23 protein-coding genes and 1 pseudogene are annotated in these 19,564 nt (G+C 66.2%); 12 read left to right on the plus strand and 12 right to left on the minus strand.

The genetic code is table 11. From position 1 onward, the window contains the following. Nucleotides 1-27: 27 nt before the first annotated feature. Nucleotides 28-1,251, minus strand: a complete 1,224-nt coding sequence (locus tag O8I58_RS01780; protein ID WP_298320162.1) for an MFS transporter — start codon at nucleotides 1,249-1,251, stop codon at nucleotides 28-30. Between the two features lie 98 nt (nucleotides 1,252-1,349). Here O8I58_RS01780 and O8I58_RS01785 point away from each other — a divergent pair, with 98 nt between their 5' ends. Continuing rightward, a complete protein-coding gene (locus tag O8I58_RS01785) occupies nucleotides 1,350-2,312 on the plus strand; it encodes a LysR family transcriptional regulator (RefSeq protein ID WP_298320164.1) in 963 nt (320 codons plus the stop codon). Between the two features lie 136 nt (nucleotides 2,313-2,448). On the opposite strand, the gene O8I58_RS01790 is transcribed toward O8I58_RS01785, so the two are convergent. After that, nucleotides 2,449-3,642 (minus strand): cation:proton antiporter, encoded by a 1,194-nt coding sequence (locus O8I58_RS01790; RefSeq protein ID WP_298320166.1) that lies wholly within the window; start codon nucleotides 3,640-3,642, stop codon nucleotides 2,449-2,451. Nucleotides 3,643-3,892: 250 nt separating this feature from the next. On the opposite strand from O8I58_RS01790, the gene O8I58_RS01795 reads away from it, so the two are divergent. The 3 genes and pseudogenes from O8I58_RS01795 to O8I58_RS01805 form a co-directional block, all read left to right on the plus strand. After that, complete coding sequence (locus O8I58_RS01795; protein ID WP_298320168.1) at nucleotides 3,893-4,750, plus strand: PA4780 family RIO1-like protein kinase; 858 nt, start codon at nucleotides 3,893-3,895, stop codon at nucleotides 4,748-4,750. A gap of 217 nt (nucleotides 4,751-4,967) precedes the next feature. Beyond that, nucleotides 4,968-6,716: a M1 family metallopeptidase gene (locus tag O8I58_RS01800; RefSeq protein WP_298320170.1), complete on the plus strand. Its 1,749-nt coding sequence runs from the start codon at nucleotides 4,968-4,970 to the stop codon at nucleotides 6,714-6,716. Nucleotides 6,717-6,888: 172 nt separating this feature from the next. Then, nucleotides 6,889-7,545, plus strand: a pseudogene (locus O8I58_RS01805) (SGNH/GDSL hydrolase family protein); the annotation flags it as partial. Between the two features lie 7 nt (nucleotides 7,546-7,552). Here the strand turns inward: O8I58_RS01805 and O8I58_RS01810 are convergent. Next, entirely contained in the window at nucleotides 7,553-7,798 is a 246-nt protein-coding gene (locus O8I58_RS01810; RefSeq protein WP_298320172.1) for a DUF2789 domain-containing protein, read from the minus strand. A gap of 53 nt (nucleotides 7,799-7,851) precedes the next feature. Next, a complete protein-coding gene (locus O8I58_RS01815; RefSeq protein WP_298320174.1) occupies nucleotides 7,852-8,856 on the minus strand; it encodes a cupin-like domain-containing protein in 1,005 nt (334 codons plus the stop codon). A 151-nt stretch (nucleotides 8,857-9,007) separates the two neighbouring features. Between O8I58_RS01815 and O8I58_RS01820 the strand changes: the two genes are divergently transcribed. Beyond that, complete coding sequence (locus O8I58_RS01820) at nucleotides 9,008-9,277, plus strand: DksA/TraR family C4-type zinc finger protein (RefSeq protein ID WP_298320175.1); 270 nt, start codon at nucleotides 9,008-9,010, stop codon at nucleotides 9,275-9,277. Nucleotides 9,278-9,286: 9 nt separating this feature from the next. On the opposite strand, the gene O8I58_RS01825 is transcribed toward O8I58_RS01820, so the two are convergent. Together O8I58_RS01825 and O8I58_RS01830 are read right to left on the minus strand one after the other, a co-directional pair. Then, a complete protein-coding gene (locus tag O8I58_RS01825) occupies nucleotides 9,287-9,856 on the minus strand; it encodes a mechanosensitive ion channel family protein (protein WP_298320176.1) in 570 nt (189 codons plus the stop codon). 145 nt (nucleotides 9,857-10,001) lie between these two features. Continuing rightward, nucleotides 10,002-10,526, minus strand: coding sequence for a DUF1993 domain-containing protein (locus tag O8I58_RS01830; protein WP_298320178.1), 525 nt, complete (start codon nucleotides 10,524-10,526; stop codon nucleotides 10,002-10,004). Nucleotides 10,527-10,695: 169 nt separating this feature from the next. Between O8I58_RS01830 and O8I58_RS01835 the strand changes: the two genes are divergently transcribed. The 5 genes from O8I58_RS01835 (at nucleotide 10,696) to O8I58_RS01855 (ending at nucleotide 14,070) form a co-directional block, all read left to right on the plus strand. Then, nucleotides 10,696-10,971: a hypothetical protein gene (locus O8I58_RS01835; protein WP_298320179.1), complete on the plus strand. Its 276-nt coding sequence runs from the start codon at nucleotides 10,696-10,698 to the stop codon at nucleotides 10,969-10,971. A gap of 131 nt (nucleotides 10,972-11,102) precedes the next feature. Continuing rightward, the gene (locus tag O8I58_RS01840; RefSeq protein ID WP_298322644.1) at nucleotides 11,103-12,623 is read left to right on the plus strand and encodes a fumarate hydratase; all 1,521 of its coding nucleotides are present in this window, start codon (nucleotides 11,103-11,105) and stop codon (nucleotides 12,621-12,623) included. 79 nt (nucleotides 12,624-12,702) lie between these two features. Further along, entirely contained in the window at nucleotides 12,703-12,990 is a 288-nt protein-coding gene (locus O8I58_RS01845) for a hypothetical protein (RefSeq protein WP_298320182.1), read from the plus strand. A gap of 37 nt (nucleotides 12,991-13,027) precedes the next feature. Continuing rightward, the gene (locus tag O8I58_RS01850; RefSeq protein ID WP_298320184.1) at nucleotides 13,028-13,663 is read left to right on the plus strand and encodes a glutathione S-transferase family protein; all 636 of its coding nucleotides are present in this window, start codon (nucleotides 13,028-13,030) and stop codon (nucleotides 13,661-13,663) included. 29 nt (nucleotides 13,664-13,692) lie between these two features. After that, nucleotides 13,693-14,070, plus strand: coding sequence for a hypothetical protein (locus O8I58_RS01855; RefSeq protein WP_298320185.1), 378 nt, complete (start codon nucleotides 13,693-13,695; stop codon nucleotides 14,068-14,070). 15 nt (nucleotides 14,071-14,085) lie between these two features. On the opposite strand, the gene arsC is transcribed toward O8I58_RS01855, so the two are convergent. The 3 genes from arsC to O8I58_RS01870 form a co-directional block, all read right to left on the minus strand. Next, a complete protein-coding gene (gene arsC / locus O8I58_RS01860; RefSeq protein ID WP_298320186.1) occupies nucleotides 14,086-14,442 on the minus strand; it encodes an arsenate reductase (glutaredoxin) in 357 nt (118 codons plus the stop codon). Then, nucleotides 14,442-15,608, minus strand: a complete 1,167-nt coding sequence (locus O8I58_RS01865; protein WP_298320188.1) for a phospholipase A — start codon at nucleotides 15,606-15,608, stop codon at nucleotides 14,442-14,444. Before O8I58_RS01865 ends, arsC begins: the two co-directional genes overlap by 1 nt. A gap of 177 nt (nucleotides 15,609-15,785) precedes the next feature. Then, nucleotides 15,786-16,271, minus strand: coding sequence for a DUF456 domain-containing protein (locus tag O8I58_RS01870; RefSeq protein WP_298320190.1), 486 nt, complete (start codon nucleotides 16,269-16,271; stop codon nucleotides 15,786-15,788). Nucleotides 16,272-16,503: 232 nt separating this feature from the next. Between O8I58_RS01870 and O8I58_RS01875 the strand changes: the two genes are divergently transcribed. Further along, nucleotides 16,504-16,713: a cold-shock protein gene (locus O8I58_RS01875; RefSeq protein WP_298320191.1), complete on the plus strand. Its 210-nt coding sequence runs from the start codon at nucleotides 16,504-16,506 to the stop codon at nucleotides 16,711-16,713. A 112-nt stretch (nucleotides 16,714-16,825) separates the two neighbouring features. Here O8I58_RS01875 and O8I58_RS01880 read toward each other — a convergent pair whose 3' ends face one another. Together O8I58_RS01880 and O8I58_RS01885 are read right to left on the minus strand one after the other, a co-directional pair. Continuing rightward, complete coding sequence (locus tag O8I58_RS01880; protein ID WP_298320192.1) at nucleotides 16,826-17,308, minus strand: glycine zipper 2TM domain-containing protein; 483 nt, start codon at nucleotides 17,306-17,308, stop codon at nucleotides 16,826-16,828. Between the two features lie 151 nt (nucleotides 17,309-17,459). Continuing rightward, nucleotides 17,460-17,876, minus strand: a complete 417-nt coding sequence (locus tag O8I58_RS01885) for a hypothetical protein (protein ID WP_298320193.1) — start codon at nucleotides 17,874-17,876, stop codon at nucleotides 17,460-17,462. Between the two features lie 106 nt (nucleotides 17,877-17,982). Here O8I58_RS01885 and O8I58_RS01890 point away from each other — a divergent pair, with 106 nt between their 5' ends. Then, complete coding sequence (locus tag O8I58_RS01890; protein WP_298322646.1) at nucleotides 17,983-18,807, plus strand: tRNA threonylcarbamoyladenosine dehydratase; 825 nt, start codon at nucleotides 17,983-17,985, stop codon at nucleotides 18,805-18,807. On the opposite strand, the gene O8I58_RS01895 is transcribed toward O8I58_RS01890, so the two are convergent. Next, nucleotides 18,796-19,560 (minus strand): TatD family hydrolase, encoded by a 765-nt coding sequence (locus O8I58_RS01895; protein ID WP_298320196.1) that lies wholly within the window; start codon nucleotides 19,558-19,560, stop codon nucleotides 18,796-18,798. The two genes, O8I58_RS01890 and O8I58_RS01895, sit on opposite strands and share 12 nt — an antisense overlap. Between the last annotated feature and the right edge of the window lie 4 nt (nucleotides 19,561-19,564).

The following is a 19,564-nucleotide window of genomic DNA, read 5'->3' on the forward strand; positions in this document are numbered from 1 at the left end:
GCCTCGCCGTTCCAGCATATCGACCGGTCAGACTCGCCTGGGCCAGAGCCGGACCACCAGCGCGCTCAGCGACGTCAGCGTTGCCAGGCACAATACGCCCGGCCAGCCGAAGTGGCCCAAGGCAAGGCTGCCCAGCGCTGCGCCTGCCGACATGCCCAGGAACATGCCGGTGAACAGCAGGGCGTTGAGGCGGCTGCGGGCACCGGGATCGATGCCGTAGACGATGGTCTGGTGCGAGACCAGTGCGGCCTGCACGCCCAGGTCGAAGCCGATCGTGCCGATCACCAGCGCAACCAGTTGGACGTGCATGGGCAGCTGCGTGGCCAGCGCCATGGCGGCGAACGAGACGGCGGCCAGGAGTGCGCCGAGCCGGATCACCAGCTCCGGGCCGCGGCTGTCGGCGATGCGGCCGGCCAGCGGCGCGGCAATCGCACCGGCTGCGCCCGCCAGGCCGAACGCGCCGGCCGCCGCGCTGCCCAGGTGCAGCGGCCCGCCATGCAGCATGACCGCCAGGGTCGACCAGAACGCGCTGAAGCCGATCGCCAGGATGCCCTGCGCCAGGGTGGCGCGACGCAGCGCCGGATGCTGCTTCCAGAGCTGTACCAGTGAACCCAGCAGCGCGCCATAGCTGAGCGAGGTGGTCGGCTGGAACCGTGGCAGGCGGCGCCATGAGGCCAGGCCGACCAGGGCCATGCCGATGGCGGCGGCGATATAGACCGCGCGCCAGCCCCAGAGGCCTGAGATCAGTCCGCTGCCGACTCGCGACAGAAGGATGCCCAGCAGCAGGCCGGTCATGACCGTGCCGACGATGCGCCCGCGGTGTTCGGCCGGGGCCAGCGTGGCCGCGGCGGGCACAAAGTCCTGCGCCACCGTGGCGATGATCCCGATCGCCAGGCTGGAGGCCAGCAGCATCGGCATGCCCGGGGCCAGCCCGCCGGCCAGCAGGGCCAGCGCCAGCAATGCGCACTTGACCAGGATGACGATGCGCCGGTCGTAGCGATCGCCCAGTGGCGCGCACAACAGGATGCCCAGCGCATAGCCGAGCTGATTGAGCGTGGGCACCCAGCCGGCCACCTGGCTGGTGGTGCCCAGGTCGTCGGCGAGCACGCCGAGCATCGGCTGGCTGTAATAGAGCGAGGCCACGCTCATGCCGGCACCGATGGCCAGCAACAGGACCAGGCTGCGCGGCAAGGTCTCCGCGGTGGGTGCCCGCGCATCGATCGATGCATGCGGGTTTTGAATGGAAGACATGGAGATTCCAGGGGAGGGGAGGAGCCGGGTGCCATTGTCCCGGGCCCTCTCGCGGCGTGGTAGCCTCCGGCCGTTCAGAACGGTTATGCGTGGAGTGCATGAAAGAGTCGCCCAACCAGGCCGTCGACCGCATCGAATTGATGCAGACCTTCGTCCGCATCGTCGATGCGGGCAGCCTCTCGGCAGCGGCTGCGCAGCTGGGTGCCAGCCAGCCCACGATCAGCCGCCGGCTGCAGGCGCTGGAGCGTTTCCTCGGCGTCAAGCTGCTGCGCCGTTCCACCCACGCGATGAAGCTCACCGAGGATGGCGAGCGCGCCTACGCCCGTGCGCGCGAATTGCTGGAGGACTGGCACGCCATGGAGGCCGACCTGCGCGGCGCGGGCGATGCGCCGCAGGGACTGCTGCGCGTGGTGGTGCCACATGCGTTCGGCCAGGCCCAGCTGGTGACACCGCTGGTCGATTACCTCAGGCGCCATCCGCAGGTCACGGTGGAGTGGCTGCTGCACGACCGCCAGCCGGATTTCGTCGCCGAGGGCATCGACTGTGCGATCCAGGTGGGCGCGGTGGACCTGCCATCGGTGGTTGCGGTGCAGATCGCCGAGGTGCCGCGCATTGTGGTCGGGGCGCCCTCGCTGATCGACGAGGGTGGCGTGCCCCGGCATGCGCAGGGCCTGGCCGCGTTGCCTTGGCTGGCCATCCAGACCTTCTATCGGGACCAGGTCAGCCTGCGCCATCAGGTCAGCGGCGAGATGGTCCAGTTCCCGATCCGCCCGCGCTTGAGCACCGATAGCCTGTACGCATTGCGCAATGCCGCGCTGCTGGGGCTGGGTGCATGCATTTCGTCGGCGTGGGTGGTCGCGCAGGACGTGGCCGAAGGCCGCCTGCTGCACTTGGCGCCGGACTGGCGGGCCACGCCCTTGCCGGTCTATCTGGTCTATCCGCCCGCGCGGCACCAACCGGCCAAGCTGCGGCATTTCATCACGGCCATGCGCGCGGCAGGTTCGACCATGACCGGCGTGGAGCCGCTGCGGGAGCGGCCGATGCTGTCAGGCGAGCGCTGATTGGGGTGCCGGTCTCCGCCAGGTGGGTCGTGACCCTGACGCCTTGAATCCCACCGGCGCGATCAGGCCATCATCGGCGCTGACGTTCCGACGGGGCGGCGTTCGAAGGCGGCCACGCCGGAAGCGCCCGGGATGCTCAGCCGCGTTCCAGCCGTCGCAGGCGTGGGGTCGCCATCGGGATCGCCAGCATCGTGCTCATCACCGCCATCAGCAGCAGCGCGGTGAAGGTGGCATTGGTGATGATCGCCTTGTCCAGCAGGATGTTGGCGAAGATGATCATGATCAGCGCCTTGGTCTGCAGCAGCCAGCCGATCAGCGTGGCCTCGCCGGGCTTCCATTTCAGGATGCGCCCAGCCAGGTGGATGCCGGCCAGCTTGCCGGCCACCGCTGCCACCAGCAGCACCAGCGCGGCGACGAAGACGGTCGCGCCGCCGACGTTCCACTCGGTGCGCAGGCCTGTACTGAGGAAGAACACCGGCATGATCACCAGCAGCACATTGTGGCGCAGGCGGTCCATGTCGGCCTGGTCGAACCAGTCCGCGTCGATCACCACGCCAGCCAGGAACGCGCCGACCATGTAGTGCAGGCCGGACCAGTCCGCGCCGAACGCGCACACCGCCAGCCAGATCAGCATCACGTACCAGCGGTCGCGTTCGGGGATCGCGCGCATCAACTTGCGGAACAACACGCAGGCCACGGCGAAGGCGACCAGGAACCCGGCCTGGCGGCCGATCCGCTCCCAGTCCACCAGCACCAGCGCCAGCACGCCCCAGATGGCGATGTCGTCCAGGCTGGCATAGCGCAGGATCCGCTGGCCGATGGGCTGGCGCAGGATGTCGAGCTTCTCCATCAGCAGGATCAGGATGGGCAGCGCGGTCACTGCGCAGGCCATGCCCACGCCGACCACGAACTGCCACGGCTGGCCGCTCAGGCCGATCCATCCGGGGAAGCGCAGCATGCCGATTGCCGCCAGCCCGCCGAAGACCAGCGGCACGCCCAGCGCCAGGCCGGCGGTGATGCCGCTTTCGCGCCGGTTCGCCCAGGCCTTGCTCAGGTCCAGCTCGATCCCGGCAATCAGCACGAACAGCATCACCGCCCAGGCACCCAGCCCGTTGAGGATCTGCACGACCGGCGGGGTGAAGACGAAGTGGTAATAGCCCGGCAGCGCCGCACCCAGGATGCCCGGGCCCAGCAGGATGCCGGTGATGATCTGCACCACCACCAGCGGTGCGAAGTAATCGGTGCGGCCCAGCCGCCAGATCAGGAAGGGAACGCAGAAGATGATCGCCATGGCGATCAGGAAGACTTCCATGGTGCTGATGGGGTGCATTAAGTGGCGGCCTTGTCGTCCTTGGCCGCGTGGTGCGGCGGGCGCCATTATTGCCGTGGCGCGGCGCAGTGCAAGACGCTTGGAGGTGACCGTCCGGTATGGTTGATCCGTACGTGGCGCTGCACTCCAGTGGCATGGCGAAGGCCTGTCCCGGGACCGGGCTGTCAGTTCTGTGCAGGCAAAAGGATGCGACACTAACCGTCCCCACGCAGCGCGGTGTTGGTGCCGGCTGCCCAGTACACAGGACCCCATGAAGACCCCCAATGGACTGCAGGCGCTGATCGACGATGGCGTCATCGATGAAGTGTTGAGGCCTTTGAAGAGCGGCAAGGAAGCGGCCGTCTACGTGGTGCGCAGCGGGGACGAAGTACGTTGCGCGAAGGTCTACAAGGACATGGCCCAACGCAGCTTCCAGCAGCGCGTGCAGTACCAGGAAGGCCGCAAGGTCCGCGGCAGCCGCGAGGCCCGCGCCATGGGCAAGGCCACCAAATACGGCCGCAAGCAGGCCGAGGTGGCCTGGAAGAACACCGAGGTCGACGCGCTCTACCAGCTGCGCGATGCCGGCGTGCGCGTGCCCGAGCCGTTCGGCTATTACCACGGCGTGCTGGTGATGGAATTGGTCACCGATGCCGAAGGCTTTTCCGCGCCGCGCCTGGGCGAGGTCGAACTGGAAGCCGGGCAGGCGCGCGAATTCCACGCTGTGCTGGTCCGCCAGGTCGTGCGCATGCTGTGCTGCGGCCTGATCCACGGCGACCTGTCCGAGTACAACGTGCTGGTCGGCCCGGATGGCCCGGTGGTGATCGACTTCCCGCAGGTGGTCAGCGCTGGTGGCAACAATTCCGCCCGCCGGATGCTGCTGCGCGACGTCAACAACCTCACCGCCAGCCTGGGCCGCTGGGCGCCAGAGCTGCTGGACACCTGGTATGGCGAGGAGATGTGGGCGCTGTTCGAAGCTGGCGACCTGCTGCCGGACAGTCCGCTGACCGGTCAGTTCACCCCAGACGAATCCAGCGCCGACCTGGACAGCGTGCGCGATGCGATCAACGAAGCCCGCTTCGAAGCGCTGATCCGCCAGCAGGGTCGCGAAGCGGCGGCCGAGGAAGACTGAGCTTCACCCCGGCATCAATCGGCGCCGGGACGGCCAACTGGCCGGCAACCCTCGCCAGGGACTCGCAGCCGGCTTCGCGGTGACGGTGGGCGCAGCCAGGGTGCGACAAATCGGATTTCGATGACGGTCTCCGCGCAGGCGTGACTTCAGGCGCATGTCGGCTGGCCGGATCGCTGGCACCCTGTGCGCTGTTTTGTCCGAACCCGGTTGTCCAGCCATGCGCCATGCCCGTTCCGCCCTTGCCACCCTTGCCCTGGGCACGTTCGCCCTGGCGCCATACGCCCGGGCCGAACAGCTCGAACTGAGTGCGATGACCCGGGAAACCGGATTGCCGCGCGCGCCGGAGCAGCTGGCGGTGGTGTTCGAACATGCGGATCTGGGCTTCAAGGTGATCCCGGCCGAACAGCGCATCGAAGGTGACGCCACCTTGACCTTCAAGACCCTCAAGCCGCTGCGCGCGGTGGTGCTGGACCTTGATCGCGAGTACCAGGTCAGCCGGGTCGAGGCCGATGGCGTCGCGCTGTCCGCCAAGGCCTGGAGCAATCCGGAAGGCCGCATGCGCATCAGCCTGCCCAAGGCGGTGGCCGCGCAGCAGCAGGTCAAGATCCGGGTGGTCTATGCCGGCAAGCCGCATGTGGCCACGCGCGCGCCGTGGGATGGCGGTTTCGTCTGGTTGACCGCGCCGACCGGCGAGCCGTGGGCGGCCTCGGCGATCCAGGGCGAAGGCTGCGACCTGCTGTGGCCGTGCATCGACCATCCGCAGGGCGAGCCGCTGCTGGTGGACGAACACATCACCGTGCCGTCGCCGCTGGTGGCGCCGGGCAATGGCGTGTTCGTGGACATGCAGGAGCGTGATGGCTGGCGCACCTACCACTGGCGCGCGAAGAACCCGGATACCTACGCGGTGGCCATCAACGTGGGCCCGTATGAAGAGCTGAGTGGCACGTACAAGAGTCGCTTCGGCAATACGATTCCGCTGGCGTACTGGCATCTGAAGGGCAAGGAGGCGCAGGCCAGGGATCTGTTCGACGAGTTGCCCAAGATGCTGGATTTCTTCGAGCGCGAGATCGGGCCGTATCCGTTCGGTGACGAGAAGGTGGGCATCGTCGAAACACCGTACCTGGGCATGGAGCACCAGACCATCAATGCCTATGGCAATGACTACAAGAAGGACAAGTACGGCTACGACTGGTTGATGCAGCACGAGTTCTCGCACGAATGGTTCGGCAACCAGCTGACCAACACGGACTGGGACGACATGTGGCTGCACGAGGGCTTCGGCAGCTACATGCAGCCGATGTACCTGCAATACCTGCGTGGCGAGATGGACTACCACGCCGCACTGCTGGACCAGCGCGCGGCGCTGACCAACAAATATCCCATCGTCAGTGGCAGACCGCAGACCGAGGAATCGGTCTACAACCGCGAGCATGGCCCGGGCCTGGACATCTACTACAAGGGCTCGCTGATGCTGCATATGCTGCGTGGCCTGATCGGCGACGAGGCGTTCCTCAAGAGCATCCGCCTGGCGGTCTACGGCACTGACACGCCGCTGCCGGGCCATTTCCAACCGCGTTACGTATCGACCAAGGACTACATCGCCATCATCAAGGACGTGACCGGCAAGGATTACGGCTGGTTCTTCGATGTGTACCTGTATCGCGCCGCGCTGCCGGAGCTGCTGGCCGAGCGCGATGCCACCGGCCTGGCGCTGCGCTGGAAGACGCCGGACGCGATCGCCTTCCCGGTGCCGGTGGAGGTGCGCATCGGCGGCAATGACGGCAAGACGGTCACCGTGCCGATGGCCGATGGTCGTGGCCATGTCGACCTGCCGGCCGGCGAGCTGTACACGCTGGACCCGCAGTCCAAGCTGCTGCGCGAAGAGCCACGCTTTGCTGCTGCGCAGAAGGACGCCGCGGAACGCAAGGCCGTGGCAGACAAGAAGGCGGCCGATGCAAAGAAGTAACCGGGCGCGTAATCGCGGACCGCTGACGCCGCCGCGGCTAGACTGCGGCGGTCTTCAAGCCAGGAGTCGCGCGATGCAGCGTCTGTCTTTCCGCCGTTCCATTTTTCTGACTGTGCTGGGTACCGTGATCTGCACAACAACGCCGGCATCGGCACAACAGCCCGCACCAACGCCAGAGCAGGCACAGGCCATGCAGAAGCAGCTGGCCGATTGGCCGCAGCTGGCGCGCTACCGGGCCGAAAACGCGGCGTTACCGCCTGCGGCAGCCGGAACCCAGCGCGTGGTGTTCTTTGGCGACTCGATCACCGAGGGCTGGGGCAGGACCGGCAGCGAGACGTTTTTCCCAGGCCAGCCCTACGTCAATCGTGGCATTTCCGGGCAGACCACCGCGCAGATGCTGGTGCGCTTCCGCCAGGACGTGATCGATCTCAAGCCCGCGGTGGTGGTGATCCTGGCCGGCACCAATGACATCGCCGGCAACACCGGCCCGGCCACGCCGGAGATGATCCAGGACAACCTGGCCTCGATGGCGCAGCTGGCCAAGGCCAGCGGCATCAAGGTCGTCCTGGCTTCGGTGCTTCCGGCCAGCGATTACCCGTGGAAGCCCGGGCTGGAGCCAGCGCCGAAGATTCGCGCGCTCAACGCCTGGATTCGCCAGTACGCCAAGGCCAACGGCGCGGTGTACCTGGACTACTACGCCGCGCTGGACAACGGCCAGGGCGGCTTGTCGAAACAGGTTTCGGCTGACGGCGTGCATCCGGGTGCGGCTGGCTATGCGGTCATGCAGCCGCTGGCCGAAAAAGCCGTGCAGGCCGCGCTGGCGCGCTGACCCGGGCTCAGCTGCCGGGCGTGGCGTGCAGCGCCAGGTTCAGCTGATCCACGACCTCGGCCCAGTCGGCATCGTCGATCCGTTCTTCGCGCAGGAGCTGTGCCTGGGCATCGGACCAGAACGGCGCTTCTTCCAGGCGCATCGCGTCGGGCAACGGGGCGTGTTCGATGATGAAGGCGCGGATGCTGGCTTCATCGGAGGCAAGCCCCAGTTGTGCGAACAGTTCGGAAAACGGGTGGACGGTCTGGTCCATGGCGAAAGGCTCCGGTTGATGGGGGTATTCAGGGTGAAGGCATCAGCACGGCATCAGAGCGACTGCGCGATGCGGCGCTTGAGAGCGGCGATGGCGTCGGCATCCAGGGCGCCGAGCACGCCGCGACGTTCGGCGGGCAGGTGCGCGGCGGGGTCTTCATCGGCGAAGACATAGTGCGCCATCAGGGCGTGCCAGGCGGCGCGCTCCGCTGCCGGCAGGCCTGCAAAGGCCAGGCGCGCGTGCAGCAGTGCGGCGATGCCGGGTGAAGGCGGCCGGCCATCGGCCATCCGTGGTTGCCACCAGTAATTGACCAGGGCGTTGAGCGGGCCGAGCGAGCTGACGTGGTGCCACCACAGCGGCGGCAGGTAGAGCGCATCGCCGGGTTCCAGGACTGCTTCCAATCCGTGTTCCAGCGCCTGCTGCAGGCGCGGGAATCGCGGGTCGTCGGACCCATCCAGCGGCGCGAGGCTGATCGCAGCGCCGGTGGGTGCGAAGTCCAGCGGGCCGATATAGAGATTGCCGACCTGCTCGGGCGGGAACAGCGTGAACCGGCGTTGTCCGCAGGCCACCACGGCGATGTTGTGGAAGGCATCGAAATGGGTCGGCGTGGTGACCTGGTTGCCCAGCCACAGGCGCGGCGGCACGGCGGGCGGCAGGCCGGGGATCGCATGCGTTTCCAGCAAGGCGGGCAGGCAGGCGGCGATGGCTGCGCTCTGCAGCGCCACGCCTGGCGTCGGTTCCAGGGTGCGGCTGTACTGCGCCAGGCGCATGAGCACGTCGGTGACCGACACCTTGAAGTGCTGGTAGTTGAAGCCGTCCATCGCGGCGTTGTAGCCCACGCGTCCGCCGGCTTCTGGTGGCATCAACAAGGTGTCGACCGGCGTGCCGTTGTCGTGGGCGGCAAGTGCCTTGGCGAAGGCTGAATCCGATTGGCGCGCGGCCTGCACCAGCGGCCAGTCCGCGCACAGGCCGCGCAGCACCAGCGGCTTGCCCTGCGCTGCGATGGTAGGTAGGTCGAGCGCGCCTGGGGCCTGGCGTTCTTCGATGGCAGCGGGCATGCGGCGAATCGGCGGCGGTGGAACGCGCATGCTAGCGAAACCCGCGCCGTGGCGGATTCCCCGGTGTGGGATTGGCATTGCGGCGGATTCATGCCTGGCGGCGTATGGTCTTGGTCATCGAATGACCAACCGCCGATGACCGGAGGCAGCCATGGCGACCGGATGGGCCAACGAGGGCGCAGTGCAGGACCAGATCGATGCGACGGTGAAGGACGCGATCCAGCGCGCCCGCAGTCAGTTGCCGACCGGCCCGAGCCTGCTCAATTGCGAAGAATGCGATGCACCGATCCCCGAAGCGCGGCGCAAGGCCGTGCCTGGCGTGCATTTGTGCGTGGCCTGCCAGAGCGCGCATGACCAAAGCCAGGCTGGCGGAGCATCGGGCATCAATCGGCGTGGCAGCAAGGACAGCCAGCTGCGTTGAACCGGCTGCTTAGTGGTTCAGTGTGTGCGCCCCGCGCCAGCGACGGATGCCACGCTGGAAGAACCAGCTATTCGGCACCTGGATCGAGGTGGCCTGGCCGCCTTCGCCCGACTCCGGCTCCTGCAGCGTGGTGTAGAGCAGGTTGATGTCCATCACCTTGCCCTTGAGGCCCGGCTTCTCGCCGTTCTCCAGCAGCTCGATCATTTCGTAAAGGCGGAATGGCCGGGTGATGAAGATCAGGAAGGTGCAGAAGATGTTCGACAGCACACTCCACGCGGCGAAGAACGCCACCGCGCCCACGGTCGCAAAGCCGGTGAAGGCGCCCCACAGCACGCCCGCCGACACGCCAAGCTGCTGCAGCACCACCAGCGTGGCGGCCACCAGCAACAGCGTGTTGACCGCGCGACGCAGGCCCATCGCCAGCTCCGGCGGCATGTCGTAACGCTCGACGCCGCGATGGATCAGGCGTCGCGCCAACATCTGCAGCAGGCGCGTGGCCAGCAGGACCAGCAGGATCTGTGCGCCGGGTACGATGACACCCAGCCAGTCATGCATCCACAGGGGGAGGTGTTCTTTCATGGTGCGAGGTTCGATGCAATGAAGCCGCACATGATGACGCTGTGCCAGGGCACGGGCAAAACGCCAGCGGTGTGATCGCGTCAATCGAACAAGGCGCGTATCGGTACGCACCTTGCCTTGAATCGTCGGAAGGAACTCGCGTGCGTTACTCGCTGATCGGCGTTCCAATGGCGCCGAGGTAGTCCAGTTTGCCCAGCGGCGCGCCCTGGTTACGCAGGATGTCGTAGGCGGTGGCCACGTGGAAATGGAAGTTGGGCAGGCCGAACTGCAGCAGGTAGTCGGCGCCGTTGAAACGGGTCCCGAGCTTGCCGAACTTCAGGGTGATCTCACGTTCGCTGCCGGCATCGACCTGTTCCGGGGTCAAAGACGCTAGGTAGCTCACAGTGGCGGCAAGGCGCGCCTGCAGTTCGTCGAAGGTGGTTTCAGTGTCGGCCAGCCTGGGCGAGGGCACGCCGGACAGCCGCTCGCCGGTCCCCTTGGCAGTGTCGCTGGCACGCTGGATCTGTGCGGACAACGGCAGCATGTCCGGTGCCAGTCGGGCCTGCACCAGCGTGGCCGGGTCGATGCCGTGTTCGGCGGCGTGGCGTGCGCCGATCTCCAGCACGTGCCCCAGCTGACGCAGGCCGCGAAGCAGGGTGGGGATGGCGATTTGATGAAGGGACAGGGACATGGCGCGAGCCTGGAGGAAGGGAAGGGCGAAGCCTAGCGCCATCCTGTTCCCGTGTTGGCGTCCGCTGGAAAGATGCCGCGTTGCACGGGTTGGCCCTTGTCCAGGTGACATCTGCAGTGGCCCTTCCGGCATGTGCGTGGGCAGGGTGCGGCATGCACAATGCGCCAGGATGAAGCTGCTGCTGCCCCTGTTCTTCAACGCCCTCGCGCTGTTGTTGTTCGGCATTGGCCTGATCGGGCCATTGGTGCCGGCAGTCGGCACGCCCGATAAGTGGGCATTGCTGCTGTTTGGCGCGATGCCGATTGCCTGCCTGGTCGTCTGCGGCTACGTGGCCAACGGCTGGCCCGCACGGATCGCCTTCGTGCTGCAGGCCGTGTCGCTGCTGGCGGTGCTGCTGGCGCTCCTGGCGATCGAATCCGGCGCGCTGGGCGGCCCGGCGCGCTGACGCGATTGCGTCGCGGAATCGGGGCCGTCGGCCCGCTTTCGACTAAAATGACGGGATATCTTCTCCCCGCCAGCGTCGAGCCAGCCGTGAACCTCCACACCAACGCCGCCGTACCCGTGTCCACCGCGCCTGTGTCCATCAAGCAGGAAGACCTGATCCAGTCCGTCGCCGACGCGCTGCAGTACATCAGCTATTACCACCCGGTCGACTACATCAAGAACCTCTCCGCGGCCTATGAGCGCGAGGAGTCGCCGGCGGCCAAGGATGCCATCGCCCAGATCCTGATCAACTCGCGCATGTGCGCCGAAGGCCATCGTCCGATCTGCCAGGACACCGGCATCGTCACCGTGTTCCTGGAAGTGGGCATGAGCGTGCGCTGGGACGACGCCACCATGGGTGTCGAGGACATGGTCAACGAAGGCGTGCGCCGCGCCTACGCCTATCCGGACAACAAGCTGCGCGCCAGCGTGCTGGCCGACCCGGCCGGTAAGCGCACCAATACCAAGGACAACACGCCGGGCGTGGTCAACGTCAAGATCGTGCCGGGCAACACGGTCGATGTGATCGTGGCGGCCAAGGGCGGTGGTTCGGAAGCCAAATCCAAGTTCGCCATGCTCAACCCGTCCGATTCCATCGTCGACTGGGTGCTCAAGACCGTGCCGACCATGGGTGCGGGCTGGTGCCCGCCGGGCATGCTCGGCATCGGCATCGGCGGCACCGCCGAGAAGGCCATGCTGCTGGCCAAGGAAGCGCTGATGGAGCCGATCGACATCGTCGACCTGCAGGCCCGCGGCGCTTCCAATCGTGCCGAAGAGCTGCGCCTGGAGTTGTACGAAAAGGTCAACGCGCTGGGCATCGGTGCGCAGGGCCTGGGCGGCCTGACCACGGTGCTGGACATCAAGGTCAAGGATTTCCCGACCCACGCGGCCAACCTGCCGATCGCGCTGATCCCCAACTGCGCCGCCACGCGCCACGCGCACTTCACCCTGGATGGCAGTGGTGCGGTGATGCTGGAGCCGCCGTCGCTGGAAGACTGGCCCAAGCTGACCTACAACCCGCAGGGCGCGCGCCGTGTCGACCTGGGCACGATCACACCGGAAGAGGTCGTCAGCTTCAAGCCCGGCGAAGTGCTGCTGCTCAACGGCAAGCTGCTGACCGGCCGCGATGCCGCGCACAAGCGCATGGTCGAGATGCTCAACCGCGGCGAGACGCTGCCGGTGGATCTGAAAGGCCGCTTCATCTACTACGTCGGACCCGTCGATCCGGTGCGCGATGAGGTCGTCGGCCCGGCCGGCCCGACCACGGCCACGCGCATGGACAAGTTCACCGATCAAATCCTGGAACAGACCGGCCTGCTGGGCATGGTCGGCAAGGCCGAGCGCGGCCCGGCCGCGATCGAGGCGATCAAGAAGCACCAGTCGGTCTACCTGATGGCCGTCGGCGGTTCGGCGTACCTGGTGTCCAAGGCGATCAAGGCTGCCCGCGTGCTGGCGTTCGAAGACCTGGGCATGGAGGCGATCTACGAATTCGAGGTCAAGGACATGCCGGTGACCGTTGCGGTCGATTCGAGTGGTGAGTCCGTGCACAAGACCGGCCCGCGCAAGTGGCAGGCCAAGATCGGCAAGATCCCGGTGGTGGTCGAGCCGGCGTAAGCGCGCGGCCACAACCGTGCATCACGACAGGGCCGGCGTGCATACTCCGGCCCTGTTCTGTTTGTAACAGGAGGCTTTGATGAAAGGACGCATGACCTTCTGCGTGCTGTTGGCGCTGTTGCTCGGCGCCTGCGCCACCGGCGATGACAGGCGCGCACCGGCGTCGCTGCTCAGGCCGGCCACGCCCGCTGGCCAGGCCTGCGCGCGCCAATGCGATCTGTTGCGTGCGGCCTGCGATGGCACGCCCGTGCGCAATGCGCCGGCGACGCTTGGCGGTGGTCCGGACCCCAAGCCATCCGCCGCTTCGTGCAAGACCTCCTACCGCGACTGCGTGCTGGATTGCGGTGGTCGCATGGTGGGCGACTGACCGTTTCTTTTCCCAGCTGATGATCACCGAGATCCCCATGACCAACGCGTTGTATTACTCGCCCAGCACCGCCTCCCTGGTAGTCCATTGGCTGCTGATCGAACTGGATGTGCCGCACACGCTGCACGCGCTGGACTTCGACAAGGGCGAACAGAAAACCGCCGAGTATCTCAAGCTCAATCCGCAGGGCAGGGTGCCGACGCTGGTCCTGGACGGGCAGGTGCTGACCGAGTCGGCTGCCATCGCCATGCATCTGGCGGACCTGTACCCGCGGGCCAATCTCGCCCCGGCCATCGGCACGCAGGCGCGCGCCGCGTACTACCGCTGGATGTTCTTCTGCGCCTACACGCTCATGCCGGCGTACCGCGGCTGGTTCTATCCGGACGAACCGGCCGGCGCCGACAACGTCGACAAGGTGATGGCATCCGCGCGCGCCACGCTGGAACACGCCTGGCAGCAGGTGGCCGATCACCTGCAGGCACAGGGGCCATACCTGCTGGGCGAACAGCTATCGGCTGCCGATTTCGTGTTGACCATGCTGATGCGCTGGTCGCGCAACATGCCGCGGCCCACGGATGACTGGCCGGTGCTCAAGGCCTACGCTGATCGCATGAAGGCACGCCCGGCCTTCCAGGAAGCCTATCGGCGCGAAGGGATCACTGACTGGGTGTAACCCCGGATTACGGATACAAGGAGGTGACCATGAGGCAGCAAAAAAGGTTCTGGAATCCGCTGCTGCTGGCATCAATGCTGTTGCTGCTGGCAGGTTGCTGGGCACCGCAGGTCCATCGCCCGACCTCGGCGGCTGGCGCCATGTGCGCTGAACAATGCGACCAGCAGCGCTATAGCTGCAACAACACGGCCCAAGCTTCAGCGCAAGCTTCGCAGGGCAGCTGTCAGGCACGGCAGGACCACGTCGAGCAGCGCTGCTCGCCCTGGGTCAAGGATTCGGATAAGCAGCGCTGCCAGATCGTCAACAATCCCGGCGGCGGGACGTGTATCGACCCGAGCCCCGATTACAGCGGTTGTACCAGCACATGGCGCAGCTGCATCGTGTCTTGCGGCGGCTATTTCGAATAGCTGCCGAACACGGGCTCAAGCCGGCAGGATTTCCAGCACCTGTTCCGGCGGGCGGCACAAGCGGGTGCCACGTCCGGTAATGACGATGGGGAGATTGATCAGCGCCGGCCTGAGCAACATGGCCTCGATCAGCGCGGCATCGCTGATGCCGGGATCATCCAGGCCCAGTTCGGTGTAGGAAGGCTCCTTGGCTCGCATCAGGTCGCGCAGCGGCATGCCAGTGGCTGCCAGCGTTGCCACCAGCGTGGCGCGGTCCGGCGGATCGTTGATGTAATCGATGACCCGCGGTTCAAACCCCGCGTCGCGGATCAGCTCCAGCGCGCCTCGTGAGTTGCTGCAGCGTGCGTTGTGCCAGATCGTCACCGCCTGCATCAGTACCACTCCAGCAGCGAGATGCCCAGGCCGACGTAGGTGGCCTTGTGGTTGTAATCGATCAGGCTTTCGCCATAGCCGTGGAAGACTTCGATGTGGCCGCGCAGGTTGCGATCGATCGGAAAGCCCCAGGTCGCCTGCAGCGCGCCATGCGATTCATCGCCGCCACGCAGCGAATGCCGGCCCATCAGCGAGAACTCATGACCGTTGTGGCTGTAGGTCAGCGTGGCATCGCCACGGCCCATGTAGTTCTCGATGTCCGGATTGTCGTCGTCGTTGCCGTCGGGGATGCGGTACCAGGGACGCACGACGAAGGCCCAGTTCTCGCGGTCGAAGCCTACCTGTCCGATCACCCGGTTCCAGCTGCGCGACAGCGGATCGCCGCGGCCATTGGACTGGTGGTTGAGGCTCAGGCCGGCAAGGCGCCCGTGCCAGCCGCCGATCTCATAGTCGGTGCGGAACACCAGCATGACCTCGGGTTCGTAATTGGTCTCGCGGAACGGGCGGGAAGTCTCGCCGTTGTAGACCTGCCAGCGCGAGCTCTGGGTATAGGCACCCCAGATATCGCCGTTGTCGCCGAACACGTTCTCCACGAATTTGGTCTTGAAGCTGAGCTGGAACTTGGCTTCCAGGCTCTGCAGGTCCTGCGCCACGGTGACCGTGTTGTCCGGGTTGGGCGAGGAGGGCGTCTCGTTCTTCTTGCTGGTCCAGAACGCGGGCAGCAGGTAGACCGGCTTGTAGGCGCGCATCTGGAACACGCCCAGTTTGGAGTCGGCGGCCAGCTCCCAGCGGCTGTCCAACAACGAGCCCTTGCCTGCGTTGGCACGCACCGCGTCGTAGTCGTCGTCAGCAAACATCGCGCCTGCGCTGTGCTTGAAGCGCTCGCCGAGCGGTGCATCCGCCGGTGGCGCATCGAGGCTGCGTTGCTCCTTGGCCAATGCCTTGGCGCGGGCGGCAGCGGCATCGGCCTGCTGCGTGGTCGGCGCGCTGCGCTGGATCGCGGTGTCATAGCAGGACAGGCGCTGGGCATCGATCTCGATCAGTGCGCAGGCTTCGACCGTGGCCGGGTTGATGGTGGGCTTGCCACTCTGTGCCGCGGCAACGCCTGGCAGGGCCGCCGCACACAGCATCGAGAGCAGGCAGGGCAGGGGGCGTGATCGGCGCATGGGATGGTGACCTGGGAGGTTGATGGCCCGCAGTGTGCCGTGCGTCGACGGAGACTGTCAGCGTCGGCGTTCTGCATCGTGATGGTCTGGCGGCCTTCCCCGGGGAGCAGCGAGGCAGCTGGACAGGCATGGATTCTGGCAAATCCGATGCAGCCCAATGCGTGAAGACACTGGACTTCAGTAGAACCACATCACGAAAAACAGCGCCAGCATCGCGAATGCCAGTCCAACTTTGAGCACCATGCCGGCGATCAGTCCAATCCAGGTCGCCAGCCCGACCTTGGCTGCCTGGTGGAGCTCTCGGCCATGCAGCATCTCGCCGATCAGCGCACCGGCAAACGGTCCGACGAAAATGCCGATGGGCAGGAACAGCAACCCGGCGAAGGTGCCGATGACCGACCCGATGATGGCCTTGCGACTGGCCCCCACGCGCTGGGCACCCATCGCCGTGGACAGGAAATCCACGACCACCGACAGCACGGTCAGGATGGCGAGCACGGTCAGGGTCACCCAGCCGACCTGCTCGAATCCGCCAGCCCAGGCGGCCAGCAGCATGCCGGCAAAGGTCAATGGAAGGCCCGGAAGTACTGGCAGGACCACGCCAGCGATGCCACCCACCATCATCAGGGCTGCCAGGACGTAAAGGATCGTCTGTAATTCCACGCATTTATCCTGTCAGAACAGTGGTTTAGGTGAAGATGAACGCGTGTTGAAGGGCGTTGCATTTTGAAATGCGGCGCGTTACTGTCAAGCCGCTGCGCTTGCCAGGGTCACCGTGAATCGTGGCCTGATGCGGTAGATCCAGTGATCCGCTACATCGTTGTACCTCGTTTCCTCCTTGCAACCAGCCGCCAACCCAGGCGTAAACAACCCCCTGTTCCAAGGAGAGACGACAATGGCAGATCGCGAAACCGGCACCGTGAAGTGGTTCAACGACGCAAAGGGCTTCGGCTTCATCAGCCGTGAGAACGGTGAGGATGTGTTCGTGCATTTCCGCGCCATCCAGAGCCAGGGCTTCAAAAGCCTCAAGGAAGGCCAGAAAGTGACCTTCACCGTGGTGCAGGGCCAGAAGGGCCTGCAGGCTGATGCGGTGACACCGGACTGAGACTTGCTGCAAGCGACACGGGGGCGGTCGTTCCCCCGCGATCGCACCAGGAAAAACCCGGCATCCGCCGGGTTTTTTCATATGCCAGGCCTGATCTGGCTCCCGATCCGGATCAGCGGATGACGACCTTGCCGTTGACCACGCGCACATAGGTGTTTTCGCGCACGCCGGCCAGGTCGCGCTGGTTCACCACGATGCTGCGGCCATCGTCCATGCGCACGGTCACGTCGTAGGAGTCGCCAGTGACGCGGTTCTGGATGGCGTTGCCAGCCAAGGCGCCGCCGGCGGCGCCGGCGACGGCGGCGACATTCTTGTTGCCCTTGCTGCCGCCGGTTTCCTTGGAAATCTGGCGGCCGGCCACCGCGCCGACGATGCCGCCAAGGACCGCGCCGGTGCCGGTCGGCGCGGCGCGGTTGGAGGTGATCGTATCGATCCGGGTCACGATGCCGCAGTCGGCGCAGTAGCGCGACTGCGGCGCCTGGGAGTAGCCGCTGCCACTGCGGCTGCCGCCATAGCCGTAATCCGGCGAACTGGTGGCGCAGCCTGCCAGCGTCAGTGCGCCAGCGGCCATGAAGGCGAGGTTTCGAAATTGCATGCCAGGCTCCTTCGCCGTGCGGCGATCGATGACGAGGGTGGTGTGGTCACACCGGTGTCGCGCATCGTGTTGCCGGCGTCATGAACGCGGCATCAATCCCGATGGGGCTGGCAAGCCAGGCCGCGGGCAATCGCCCTGCCGGGCGTGGATGTCAGTGGGTGAAGTCGTCGTGGCAGGCCTTGCAGGCTTCGCCGATCTTGGCAAGCGTGGCCTGGGTGTCGGGGCAGCCGGCCGGTGGTGCGGACAAAGCACCATCCAGCGTGGCGCGCAACTGGCTGGCATGGGTGACGAAGCGCTGGTCTTCAGCTAGGTCCGGGAAGGCGGTTTCCAGGTCGTTGCCGACCGCACGCAGCGTCTGCAGGCGGGGCAGGGCATCACTGCTGGTGCAGCGGTTCTGGGCGATGTTCTGCTTCAGGACTTCGGTCTGCTTGTCCATCACGTGCATCACGCTGTGCGGGAACGGGTCCTTGCGCGCCTGTAACGCCCGCATGGCCATCACGGTGGCAATGACACCCACCAGCAGGCCAAGCAGAAAGAGGAACAGGAAACGTGATGCCTGGCTGGCCATGCGGCGGGCTCCGTGCTGGGGACTGGACGGATGGTACGACGCGCAGCGCCAAGGCCGCGACCCTTAAACTACCCGCATGAATGCCATCGCCTCCGCTGCCCCTGTCATCTCCACGGTCTGGAAAGAGCGCTTCGCCGGCGTCGATCGCCTGTATGGCGTCGGTGCGGTCGCGCGGTTCTCGCGATCCTCGGTGGTCGTGATCGGCATGGGCGGCGTGGGTTCGTGGGTGGTCGAAGCGCTGGCGCGCTCCGGCGTGGGCAAGCTGACCCTAATCGATGCCGATGACATCTGCCTGTCCAACACCAATCGGCAGTTGCCGGCCCTGGATGGCCAGTACGGACGCAACAAGGTCGTGGTCATGGCCGAGCGCTGCCGGGCAATCAACCCGGAGATTCAGGTCGAGGTGGTGGAGTCGTTCCTGGTGGCGTCCAACATGGAAGCGCTGCTCGGCGGCGCCCCGGATCTGGTGATCGATGCCTGCGACAGCTTCCGCACCAAGGTTGAAACCATCGCCTGGTGCCGCCGCCGCAAGCTGCCGATGATCACCGTGGGTTCGGCCGGTGGTCGTACCGATGCCACCCAGGTGCGCGTGCGTGACCTGTCGCGGACCGAGCACGACGCGATGCTCGCGCTGGTGCGCAAGAAGCTGCGCGGCGAGTTCAATTTCCCGAAGGGCGCGAAACGCTACTTCGGCATCTCGGCGATCTACTCGCTGGAGAATGTGCAGTACCCGCAGCCCGACGGCAGCGTCTGCGGCCTGCGTCCGGTGCTCGGCGCCGATGCGGCATTGAAGCTGGATTGCGGCGCAGGCCTGGGTGCAGCCACCCATATCACCGGAACCTTCGCTTTCGCAGCAGCGGGCAGGGCGTTGGAATTGCTGCTCAGGCCCAAACGCAGCGAAGCTGCGCCGGTCGAGGACTCAGGCGGGTAAACGGAACAGGCGCGTTGCGTTGTCCGAAGTCGCCTTGGCGATCACCTCGGGTGCGACGCCACGCAATCCGGCGATGGTGTCGCAGACCAGCGACAGGCGTGCGGGTTCATTACGTTGGCCGCGGTGTTCGGCATCGGGCTGGTCCGGTGCGTCGGTTTCCAGCAGCAGTTGCTCCAGCGGCATCGTCGCGGCCAGTCGGCGCAGTCGTTGCGCGCGTTCGTAGGTCACCGGCCCGCCCAGGCCAAGCAGGAATCCGTGTTCCCACAGTTGCCTGGCCTGCTCGATGCTGCCGGCATAACTGTGCACCACGCCACGCAGCGGGCCGAACTTGCGGATGGCCACGATCACCGCTTCGGTGGCCTTGCGTGCGTGGACGATGACGGGCAGGTCGAACTCGCGCGCCAGCGCAAGCTGGCCTTCGAAATAGCGCTGCTGGGTCGCGTGGTCCAGGTCTCCCACATGGAAATCCAGGCCGCATTCGCCGATGGCGACTGGGCGTTCGCGTTCGATCCAGTCGCGCAGATCCGCCAGGTGTTCCGGGCGGTGGGCCGACAGGAACATCGGGTGCAGGCCGTAGGCGGGAAACAGTCCGCTTTCAGGCCGACACACCTCGCGCAGCTTGGGCCAGCCGGCCGCATCGATGGCCGGGACGATCTGGCGCGTGACGCCGGCCTGCCGAGCGCGCACGATGACCTCGGCGCGATCAGCGTCGAACGCGCCGGCGTCGAGATGGCAATGGCTGTCGGTGAACATCGGG

Origin of the sequence: Pseudoxanthomonas sp. (assembly GCF_027498035.1) — a bacterium.
GTDB lineage: Bacteria > Pseudomonadota > Gammaproteobacteria > Xanthomonadales > Xanthomonadaceae > Pseudoxanthomonas_A.

Coding starts and splice junctions, on each gene's coding strand:
- O8I58_RS01780 (WP_298320162.1), bottom strand. CDS start 1,251: ATGTCTTCCATTCAAAACCCGCATGCATCGATCGATGCGCGGGCACCC.
- O8I58_RS01785 (WP_298320164.1), top strand. CDS start 1,350: ATGAAAGAGTCGCCCAACCAGGCCGTCGACCGCATCGAATTGATGCAG.
- O8I58_RS01790 (WP_298320166.1), bottom strand. CDS start 3,642: ATGCACCCCATCAGCACCATGGAAGTCTTCCTGATCGCCATGGCGATC.
- O8I58_RS01795 (WP_298320168.1), top strand. CDS start 3,893: ATGAAGACCCCCAATGGACTGCAGGCGCTGATCGACGATGGCGTCATC.
- O8I58_RS01800 (WP_298320170.1), top strand. CDS start 4,968: ATGCGCCATGCCCGTTCCGCCCTTGCCACCCTTGCCCTGGGCACGTTC.
- O8I58_RS01810 (WP_298320172.1), bottom strand. CDS start 7,798: ATGGACCAGACCGTCCACCCGTTTTCCGAACTGTTCGCACAACTGGGG.
- O8I58_RS01815 (WP_298320174.1), bottom strand. CDS start 8,856: ATGCCCGCTGCCATCGAAGAACGCCAGGCCCCAGGCGCGCTCGACCTA.
- O8I58_RS01820 (WP_298320175.1), top strand. CDS start 9,008: ATGGCGACCGGATGGGCCAACGAGGGCGCAGTGCAGGACCAGATCGAT.
- O8I58_RS01825 (WP_298320176.1), bottom strand. CDS start 9,856: ATGAAAGAACACCTCCCCCTGTGGATGCATGACTGGCTGGGTGTCATC.
- O8I58_RS01830 (WP_298320178.1), bottom strand. CDS start 10,526: ATGTCCCTGTCCCTTCATCAAATCGCCATCCCCACCCTGCTTCGCGGC.
- O8I58_RS01835 (WP_298320179.1), top strand. CDS start 10,696: ATGAAGCTGCTGCTGCCCCTGTTCTTCAACGCCCTCGCGCTGTTGTTG.
- O8I58_RS01845 (WP_298320182.1), top strand. CDS start 12,703: ATGAAAGGACGCATGACCTTCTGCGTGCTGTTGGCGCTGTTGCTCGGC.
- O8I58_RS01850 (WP_298320184.1), top strand. CDS start 13,028: ATGACCAACGCGTTGTATTACTCGCCCAGCACCGCCTCCCTGGTAGTC.
- O8I58_RS01855 (WP_298320185.1), top strand. CDS start 13,693: ATGAGGCAGCAAAAAAGGTTCTGGAATCCGCTGCTGCTGGCATCAATG.
- arsC (WP_298320186.1), bottom strand. CDS start 14,442: ATGCAGGCGGTGACGATCTGGCACAACGCACGCTGCAGCAACTCACGA.
- O8I58_RS01865 (WP_298320188.1), bottom strand. CDS start 15,608: ATGCGCCGATCACGCCCCCTGCCCTGCCTGCTCTCGATGCTGTGTGCG.
- O8I58_RS01875 (WP_298320191.1), top strand. CDS start 16,504: ATGGCAGATCGCGAAACCGGCACCGTGAAGTGGTTCAACGACGCAAAG.
- O8I58_RS01880 (WP_298320192.1), bottom strand. CDS start 17,308: ATGCAATTTCGAAACCTCGCCTTCATGGCCGCTGGCGCACTGACGCTG.
- O8I58_RS01885 (WP_298320193.1), bottom strand. CDS start 17,876: ATGGCCAGCCAGGCATCACGTTTCCTGTTCCTCTTTCTGCTTGGCCTG.
- O8I58_RS01895 (WP_298320196.1), bottom strand. CDS start 19,560: ATGTTCACCGACAGCCATTGCCATCTCGACGCCGGCGCGTTCGACGCT.